Source organism: Neisseria sp. P0014.S002 (genome assembly GCF_051958295.1).
Lineage (GTDB): Bacteria > Pseudomonadota > Gammaproteobacteria > Burkholderiales > Neisseriaceae > Neisseria > Neisseria flavescens_B.
In genome coordinates, this window is record NZ_JBQCVO010000091.1 from 1 (window position 1) to 256 (window position 256).

Annotated in this window: 1 protein-coding gene; it reads left to right on the forward strand. The window is 50.0% G+C overall.

What is annotated here, in order from left to right; translation table 11 throughout:
- Window positions 1–51: 51 nt before the first annotated feature.
- Window positions 52–256, forward strand: a 205-nt coding sequence (locus tag ACTHSX_RS10740) for a ribosome recycling factor (RefSeq protein ID WP_440379678.1), incomplete at its 3' end; no start/stop codon positions are given.

Sequence of the window (256 nt, forward strand, 5' to 3'; positions counted from 1 at the left end):
TCATGCGTCCGGGCGAGGTTTTAAATTCAGTATCTTATTTGAAAGCAGAAAATGATTAACGATATTCAAAAAACAGCGGAAAGCAAAATGCAGCGCTCGGTAGAAGTGCTGAAAGAGAATTTGGCGAAAGTGCGTACCGGCCGTGCGCATACCGGTCTGTTGGACCAAGTGGAAGTCGAATACTGGGGCAGTATGGTTCCGGTCAGCCAAGTTGCCAACGTGACGCTTCTGGACGCGCGCACCATCGGCGTGAAAC